The sequence below is a fragment of the Planktotalea sp. genome (assembly GCF_039984035.1).
Classification (GTDB): Bacteria; Pseudomonadota; Alphaproteobacteria; order Rhodobacterales; family Rhodobacteraceae; genus Planktotalea.
Map to the genome: position 1 here is coordinate 1 of NZ_JBDWVM010000286.1, position 7,900 is coordinate 7,900.

The 7,900-nt window shown below is 54.4% G+C and carries 9 protein-coding genes; 6 read left to right on the top strand and 3 right to left on the bottom strand.

The features are described 5' to 3' along the window. From ABJQ89_RS13050 to ABJQ89_RS13070, 5 genes are all read left to right on the top strand, one after another. Positions 1-324: thiamine pyrophosphate-dependent enzyme (locus ABJQ89_RS13050; RefSeq protein ID WP_348496651.1), on the top strand; the 324-nt coding region annotated here is incomplete at its 5' end. 2 nt (positions 325-326) lie between these two features. Then, positions 327-680: an NIPSNAP family protein gene (locus ABJQ89_RS13055; RefSeq protein WP_348496652.1), complete on the top strand. Its 354-nt coding sequence runs from the start codon at positions 327-329 to the stop codon at positions 678-680. 15 nt (positions 681-695) lie between these two features. Next, a complete protein-coding gene (locus ABJQ89_RS13060) occupies positions 696-1,328 on the top strand; it encodes a glutathione S-transferase N-terminal domain-containing protein (RefSeq protein ID WP_348496653.1) in 633 nt (210 codons plus the stop codon). Positions 1,329-1,339: 11 nt separating this feature from the next. After that, on the top strand, positions 1,340-2,845 hold the full coding sequence (locus ABJQ89_RS13065; protein ID WP_348496654.1) for an aldehyde dehydrogenase (NADP(+)): 1,506 nt from the start codon (positions 1,340-1,342) through the stop codon (positions 2,843-2,845). Between the two features lie 8 nt (positions 2,846-2,853). After that, positions 2,854-3,813, top strand: coding sequence for an aldo/keto reductase (locus ABJQ89_RS13070; RefSeq protein WP_348496655.1), 960 nt, complete (start codon positions 2,854-2,856; stop codon positions 3,811-3,813). Between the two features lie 84 nt (positions 3,814-3,897). On the opposite strand, the gene ABJQ89_RS13075 is transcribed toward ABJQ89_RS13070, so the two are convergent. From ABJQ89_RS13075 to ABJQ89_RS13085, 3 genes are all read right to left on the bottom strand, one after another. After that, positions 3,898-4,677 (bottom strand): ATP-binding cassette domain-containing protein, encoded by a 780-nt coding sequence (locus tag ABJQ89_RS13075; protein WP_348496656.1) that lies wholly within the window; start codon positions 4,675-4,677, stop codon positions 3,898-3,900. A gap of 1 nt (position 4,678) precedes the next feature. Then, positions 4,679-5,791 (bottom strand): ABC transporter permease, encoded by a 1,113-nt coding sequence (locus ABJQ89_RS13080; RefSeq protein WP_348496657.1) that lies wholly within the window; start codon positions 5,789-5,791, stop codon positions 4,679-4,681. 75 nt (positions 5,792-5,866) lie between these two features. Continuing rightward, complete coding sequence (locus ABJQ89_RS13085) at positions 5,867-6,817, bottom strand: sugar ABC transporter substrate-binding protein (RefSeq protein WP_348496658.1); 951 nt, start codon at positions 6,815-6,817, stop codon at positions 5,867-5,869. Positions 6,818-6,998: 181 nt separating this feature from the next. On the opposite strand from ABJQ89_RS13085, the gene ABJQ89_RS13090 reads away from it, so the two are divergent. Further along, positions 6,999-7,900 (top strand): LacI family DNA-binding transcriptional regulator (locus ABJQ89_RS13090; RefSeq protein ID WP_348496659.1); only part of this gene is annotated, 902 nt, incomplete at its 3' end.

Sequence of the window (7,900 nt, forward strand, 5' to 3'; positions counted from 1 at the left end):
CTCTATGATCTTGATGTGATCTATCTGGTTGTGAACAACGGCATGCTTGGCACGATCCGCATGCACCAAGAACGTCATCATCCTGATCGCAAAATCGCAACTGACCTCTTTAATCCCGACTTCGTGGCTTATGCAGGATCATTTGGGATTGGCGGCGAAAAGGTCACCAAAACCGAAGACTTCCCTGCGGCGCTGCAACGTGCGCGCGCTGCAAAAGGCGGTTATTTGATAGAGTTGGTGGTCGACACGCAAGCGTTGACGCCTACTCAAACCCTTGCTCAGGCGACTGCGCAAGGACACGCGACTTTAGAAAAGAAGACCTGACTATGATTGTTGAGCAACGTACCTACACACTTCAGATTGGCGCCGCGCCAAAGTACCTAGCGCTTTATGAGGCCGAAGGACTTGCCGTTCAGCGTGAAATCCTCGGCCGCATGGTCGGGTATTTCTCAAGCGATATCGGGGCCTTGCACCAGATTGTGCATATGTGGGCCTACAAAGATTACGCGGAGCGCGAAGAGCGCCGCGCAATTCTGGGCGCTGATCCACGTTGGCTCGCTTACGTTCCGAAAGTGCGCGAGCTGCAGATCGCACAAGAAAACAAAATCCTGATCCCCGCATCGTTTAGCCCATGGGGCGTCGATGATCCTGCTTTGGATATGGCCAACCCTTCTTCTTAAAGACGAGAGACTGCTATGATTGATCTTTACACATGGACCACGCCGAACGGGCGCAAGATTTCGATTATGCTCGAGGAGCTTGGTGTCGAATATAACGTGCATCCGATTGAATTTTCAAAAGGCATGCAGCGCGAGCCTGAGTTCCTGAAAATCGGGCCGAACAATAAGATCCCTGTAATCGTGGATCAGGATACAGGTCAGTCCGTCATGGAATCCGGCGCGATCATGATCTATCTCGCTGATAAATATGGGAAGTTCCTGCCAAAAGATAACGCCAAGCGCACAGAAGTCATGGAATGGCTGATGTGGCAAATGGCGGGTCTCGGCCCGATCTGCGGTCAAGCGCATGCATACCTACACTTTAACCCCGGTGAAGCGCCGTTCGCAGAGGAGCGTTTGAAGGCAGAAGTTGCCCGTCTCTATAGCGTGCTGGATCGCCGCCTCGAAGGGCGCGAGTTTATTTGTGACGAGTATTCTATCGCAGACATGGCTTGCTGGCCGTGGGTCTCGCGGTACGAGTGGCACAAAGCGGACCTTGATCAGTTCCCGAATGTGCGCGCTTGGTACAAACGCTTGCTCGCGCGCGACGCCGTGCAAAAGGGCTATCACGTTCCGAAAAAAGCGGGCGAAATCCCGACTGGCGATTGAGGGATTTGAGCATGCTTAAAGGAAAACACTTGATCGCAGGCGAATGGGTGGACGGCGATGGTACGTTTACCAATGCGCCTGTGAGCGGCGAAGCGGATAGTTTCGCGGTTGGCTCCGTCGCATTGGTTGATCGCGCGGCAAAGGCGGCTGAAACTGCATTTGAGAGCTATGGCTATAGTAGCCGCGCCGAGCGGGCGACTTTCTTGCGGTCCATCGCAGATCATATCGATGCGCGCGGCGATGACATTACGGCGATGGGTGTCAAGGAAACGGGCCTACCTGAGGCGCGTTTGCAAGGCGAACGTGGCCGCACGGTTGGGCAGCTACGCTTGTTTGCGGATCACATCGAAGCCGGTGATTACCTAGACCGCCGTCATGACGGAGCTTTGCCAGATCGTGCGCCGTTGCCGCGCCCTGATTTGAAAATGGTGCAGCGCCCGATTGGGCCTGTTGCGGTGTTTGGCGCCTCCAACTTCCCCTTGGCGTTTTCCACGGCTGGCGGTGACACGGCGGCAGCGCTCGCGGCGGGTTGCCCTGTGGTGGTCAAAGGTCACTCTGCGCACCCTGGCGTTTCGGATATTGTCGCACAGGCCATAGCAGCGGCTATTGCAGACTGCGGTGTCGCGCCCGGTGTGTTCAGCCAAATCCAAGGCGGCAATCGCGCTGTTGGCACGGCTGTTGTTGAGCAACCTTTGATCAAAGCGGTTGGTTTCACAGGCTCGCTCGCAGGTGGCCGTGCCTTGTTTGATCTGTGCGCAGCGCGCCCTGAACCTATTCCGTTCTTTGGCGAACTCGGTTCAGTTAATCCGATGTTTGTCCTTGAGAACGCTCTCAAAGATCGCGGCGCTGAAATTGGCGCGGGTTGGGCGGGATCGCTCACTATGGGGGCAGGGCAGTTTTGCACGAACCCCGGACTTGCGATTGTTCAAGAGGGTGCGGAGGCGGACGCCTTTGCGAACGCGGCAGTAGCTGCATTGGGAGACGTCGCAGGTCAGGTCATGCTGACGGAAGGGATCGCATCGGCCTATCAAGCGGGCGTATCAGAAGTGAGCGGCGCAAATGGCGTTGAAGCACTGTTTGAAAGCACATGTTCTGGACGTACCGCGACGCCCTATCTGTTCAACACAAGCGCGGAAAACTGGCTCGCCAATGATGCACTGTCCGAAGAGGTCTTTGGCCCCTTGGGCATCATCGTGCGTGTGAAAGATGACGTCGAACGTACAGCGGTCGCGAAATCCTTCGTTGGTCAATTGACCTGCACAATTCAGATGGATGATAGCGATACGGATGCGGCGCGCGGCCTGATGCCGATCCTAGAGCGCAAGGCAGGCCGCGTGCTCGTGAATGGTTTCCCAACAGGCGTTGAGGTCAGCGATACGATGGTACACGGCGGTCCTTATCCCGCCTCAACCAACTTTGGCGCGACTTCTGTTGGCACGCTCTCGATCCGCCGTTTCTTGCGTCCTGTGTGTTATCAAAACGTGCCTGACGCGCTGCTGCCCAGCGATCTCGTTTAAGGGCGCGCATGGACAGTGTTCCGTTTGGCAAAACCGATCTCCAAGTCAGCGTTGCTGGCTTGGGGTGCGGTGGCTCTAGTCGGCTTGGGCAATCTGCGGGTAAATCGGTCGATCATAGCGTATCGCTCGTCCGTGCTGCCTTTGATGCAGGCGTGAATTTCTTTGATACGGCGCAAGTCTACGGGACCGAGCCAATCGTCGGACAAGCGCTAGAGCATATACCGCGCGATCAAGTTGTGATTTCGTCGAAGTTCAAAGGGGCACGCGGGAGCAATGTGCTGACTGCGGCGGAAACCATCGCTGCTGTTGATCATTCGTTGAACGCCCTGCGCACTGATTACATTGATGTGTTTAACTTGCATGCGGTCGTTGGCCGCGAATATGATTTGATCCAAGATCATGTGTTGCCGACGCTTCTGCGCGAGCAGGAGAAGGGTAAAATTCGTCATATCGGGATCACTGAATCTTCACCGCGCGATCTGAACCACGACATGCTGACCCGCGCGATTGAAGCACCCGAATTCGGGGCCATCGCAATCGCATACAATATGATGAACCAACATGCGGGGCGTCACATTCTGCCCAAGGCGCATGAGCGGGGCATCGGGACAGTGATCATGTTCGCGGTGCGCGCGGTGTTCAGCATTCCGGGGCGTTTGCAAAGGGATGTGAAAACACGTGTCGATGCGGGAGAGCTGCCAGCGTGGATGGCAGAGGTCGATAATCCGCTCGATTTCTTACTGCATCCCGAAGGCGCAGCAACTTTGATCGACGCGGCCTACCGCTATGTGCGGCACAAAGCGTTCTGCGATGTTATTTTGTTTGGGACGGGCGATCTTGGGCATCTACAGAGCAACGTCGCATCGATTGCGAGTGGTCCGCTACCGGAGGCAGATATCCAAAAGCTTGAAACGCTTTTTGAGGATCTCGTTGGCTTTGGGTGTGATTTCCCAGAGCCAACGAGCTAGTTCATTAGCCTCCCTTTGAACGCCGCGAGAAGAGGGAGGACCTGTCCGCGTTCATTCAAAGGGAGCGCTTTGGCGCGTAGGCTTTCAAACCGTACCGCCAAGCGATCCTTCGAGCGTCGCAAGCTCTTGACCACCGGCCATCATATCTTGCAGCTCTTCCGGGCTGATTTCACCCTTGCTTGCCGTGCCAAAGGTCTTGCCGCGGTTTAGAACCGTGAAGCGATCACCCACAGCCATCGCGTGGCGTACGTTATGGGTGATGAACACAACGGCGATGCCTTGCTTGCGCACACGGTCCACTGTTGCAAGAACGTTGGACGTTTGACGTACACCAAGCGCGGATGTCGGTTCATCGAGGATCAGAACCTTGGCCCCAAAGTGCACAGCACGTGAAATCGCCACCGTTTGGCGCTCACCGCCTGAAAGCGTACCAACCGCTTGGTCAGGGCCACGCAGATTGATCCCCATCTCGCGCATTTTGCTCATCGTGACCTCATTGGCCAGCTCATGATCAAAAAACGAGATGCCGAATTTCTTCTTGATGGGTTCATTGCCCATAAAGAAGTTGCGGCTGACGGACATCAAAGGGATCATCGCGAGGTGCTGGTGCACCGTTGCAATCCCCGCTGCCATCGCATCGCGCGGACGGTTGAAATCCAGGGGCTTGCCCTCAAAAACGATTTCGCCGTGGGTTGGTTTGTGCACGCCAGACATCGTTTTGATGAAGGTCGATTTACCAGCGCCGTTGTCGCCGAGAAGGCAATGACATTCACCAGGATAGATATCGACAGATACGCCGGCCAGAGCAATCACTGACCCAAAGTGCTTTTCGATGTTCTTCATCTGAATAATTGGAGCAGTCATATCAACGTTCTCCTGTGATGATGCGGCGGATGTAGGTGTTCAAGATCACCGCGCAAAGGAGGATAACGCCCAAGAACACGCGGAACAGGGAACTTTCGACACCAGCAAAGAACAGACCTTGCTGCACAACGCCAAAGATCAACGCGCCAAGCGCAGCACCGATGACAGAGCCATAGCCCCCCGTCAAAAGCGCGCCGCCGATGACAACTGCGATGATCGCTTCGAACTCTTTGAGAAGACCGCGATCAGCACCGGCTGAACCGAACTCCATCACTTGGCAGACTGCCAGAACTGTGGCGCAGAAGGCTGTGAACATGAACATGAGAATTTTCACGCGGTTCACGGGAACACCAGAGTTGCGCGCCGCATCAGGATCGCCGCCAGAGGCAAAAACCCAATTCCCAAAGCGTGTGCGCGTCAGCAGGATGTGACCTAATACAACAAGGACGAGCGCCCAGACGATCAGCATTGGAATGCCGTCAACAACAGGCTGACCTGCGCGAGAGCCGCGCTCAAAAACAGAGATTATGCCTTGCTCGCCAAGCCACTGAAAGATGGGTCGGCCAATTTCACCGCCAAAGACGGGTGCTAACCAATCGCCTTCGGCTGCATCGCGGATGCCGCCAATGATTGTTTTGTTTTCAACGGTTTGGGGGATGTAGATCGTAAAGCCACGCAGAATGAAGAGAAAGGCAAGCGTCACAATAAAGCTGGGCAGGCCCGTGCGCACAACGATCCAGCCATTGAGCGCGCCAAGAGCCAAGCAGATGGCGAAAGTGATGATGATGGCAAGCCACATGGGCCATGCAAGCACCACGCCAAAAACAGCGACCATCATGCCGGCAAAGCCGATCATGGAGCCAACAGAGAGATCAAACTCACCTGCGATCATCAACAGGCATGCACCGACTGCGATAATCATAAATTGAGCGGAGACGACGGACCAGTTCATGACGCCTTGGCTGTTGAACATTCCGCTATCGAAAGCAAAAAGCGCGAATAATGTGAATACAGCTACCGTGCCGACGATGCCGCCGAGTTCGGGCCGGATCAATGCACGGCGCAAGGGGGATATATCCTTGATCCGTTCGTCTGATTGCGCAGTTTCAGCCATCAGAGGTCTCCTAGAAAATTGAGAAAAAAAGGGCGGCCTATTTGTGTCAGGCCGCCCAAATCATGTTGCGTTTACTTAGCGGTATTCACCAGCGAATTCTTCAACTTTGGTCAGGCCGTCTTTTGTCACGAAACCTGGGCCAGAGTTGATGTTGTTGCCTGGAAGAACGCCGTAGCGGTCCCAGTTCGCCAAGATGATAACTGGCATATAGGCCTGCAGGAATGGCTGCTGGTCGATGCCCCAGTTGATGATATCGCCCTTGATGCCTTTAACGATCTCTTCACCAAGATCGAATGTACCAAAGTGGATATCGCCTGCCATGCCGTTCTCTTGCAGTGCAGCAATTGTTGGATCGGCAGAAACCGGACCAAGTGTCAGGATGCCGTCAACGTCAGGGTTTGCAGAGAGGTAAGCGAGAACTTTGTTCTTGATTTCTGCAGGGTCTGTGCCGCTGTCCATCATCGCGCTACCAAGCTCGATGCCAAGACCTTCTGCATAACCGCGGCAACGCTCAGCCACTGTTGGCTGCTGGATTGCGTGGTTTACACAGAGGAAGTTCGTAACGCCTTCACCCTTGGCACGAACGCCAGCTGCGAAGCCTGCGTCATACTCTGGCTGGCCAACATACATAAGCGCGCCGACTTCACGGGCTTGCTCAGGTGTGCCTGTGTTCATGATGATCACATCGATACCTTGATCGACGGCCGCCATGATTGGGCCTTTCAGAACGTCATAATCGGCAAGCGTTGTGATGATGCCATCTGGGCCAGAGGCCGCCGCTTGTTCGATGATGCGCGCCATGTCAGCGATGTCGCCTGTCGGTGGGTTGCGATACTCAACGTCTGCGCCCACTTGGCTGCCTGCAAGGGCGATGCCGTTCTTGATCGTGTTCCACCAGCTGTCAGAATCCGGTGCATGGCTGACCAGAATGTACTTTTCGCCTTCAGCGGATGCAGCTGTTGCACCCATCAATGCTGTGACCGCTACGGCCGTCGCAAGAATACTCTTCTTCATGATAGTTCTCATTAGTTCCTCCCAAAAGTAATAAGCTGTTCGAGCTCAAAACGAGGAATACGCCCGAGCTTCGAGGGTAATTAAACACGATTCTTTTCAATTTGCAACCGGTTGCAAAAATGAAGAAGATTTTTGTACTGCATCCGCTTTTTGCTTAAGGTAATAAGTAACCGTTAAATCCGAGAAGGGTCTTATGACTGCAACTTTAAAAGACGTGGCTGCACGGGCGGGGGTGTCGAGTTCGGCTGTATCGCGGACATTCACCGACGGTGCGTCTGTTTCAGATAAAATGCGCCGAAAAGTTCTTAAGGCAGCAGATGAGCTTGGTTATAGCCCCAATTTCCTTGCGCGGAGTTTGACGACCCGGCGCACCAAAATGATTGGCCTGATCTCAAACAACTTTCACAACCCCGTCTTTTTGACTGTGTTTGATTTGTTTACGCGTGGTTTGCAGGATCGCGGTTTGCGCCCCTTGCTGGTGAATTTGACCGATGAAACCGATCCCGAAAGTAGCGTTCAAATGTTGCGACAGTATTCGGTTGATGGGGTGGTGGTCACGTCTTCGACATTGCCGCCGGCGTTTTCCAAAGCGTTCCGTGATGCGCGCATGCCGGTTGTGAATACGTTTGGACGGTATTCCAGTTCGCCAGATGTACATGTGATTGGCATCGACAACGTGGAATGCGGGCGCATGGCTGCGCGCACTTTGATCGAACGCGGCTATACTGACGTTGCATTTCTGGGTGGACCAGAAAGCGCAACCTCGACACAAGACCGGATGCAAGGCTTTGTCAGCGAACTTGGCGCGGCAGGAATGACGGCGCGCATTTCTTTTGCGGATGAGTACTCTTTTGAGGCGGGGCGCAAATCAATGTTACAGCTGCTCAAAGCTGATCCTGCGCAGGCTTATTTCTGCGGCGATGATGTTCTGTCGATTGGCGCTTTGAGCGGCATTCAGGACGCTGGTTTGAAAGTGCCCGAAGACATCGGGATCATCGGATTGAACGATATGGAAATGTCAGGGTGGGAGAACATCAACCTCACGACGATCCGTCAGCCGATCCGTCAAATTGTACAAGCGTCTATCGAGATGAT

What these genes read in the sequence shown, in the direction of transcription:
- ABJQ89_RS13085 (WP_348496658.1), bottom strand. Translation starts at nt 6,817, where the DNA reads ATGAGAACTATCATGAAGAAGAGTATTCTTGCGACGGCCGTAGCGGTC.
- ABJQ89_RS13075 (WP_348496656.1), bottom strand. Translation starts at nt 4,677, where the DNA reads ATGACTGCTCCAATTATTCAGATGAAGAACATCGAAAAGCACTTTGGG.
- ABJQ89_RS13065 (WP_348496654.1), top strand. Translation starts at nt 1,340, where the DNA reads ATGCTTAAAGGAAAACACTTGATCGCAGGCGAATGGGTGGACGGCGAT.
- ABJQ89_RS13055 (WP_348496652.1), top strand. Translation starts at nt 327, where the DNA reads ATGATTGTTGAGCAACGTACCTACACACTTCAGATTGGCGCCGCGCCA.
- ABJQ89_RS13080 (WP_348496657.1), bottom strand. Translation starts at nt 5,791, where the DNA reads ATGGCTGAAACTGCGCAATCAGACGAACGGATCAAGGATATATCCCCC.
- ABJQ89_RS13070 (WP_348496655.1), top strand. Translation starts at nt 2,854, where the DNA reads ATGGACAGTGTTCCGTTTGGCAAAACCGATCTCCAAGTCAGCGTTGCT.
- ABJQ89_RS13060 (WP_348496653.1), top strand. Translation starts at nt 696, where the DNA reads ATGATTGATCTTTACACATGGACCACGCCGAACGGGCGCAAGATTTCG.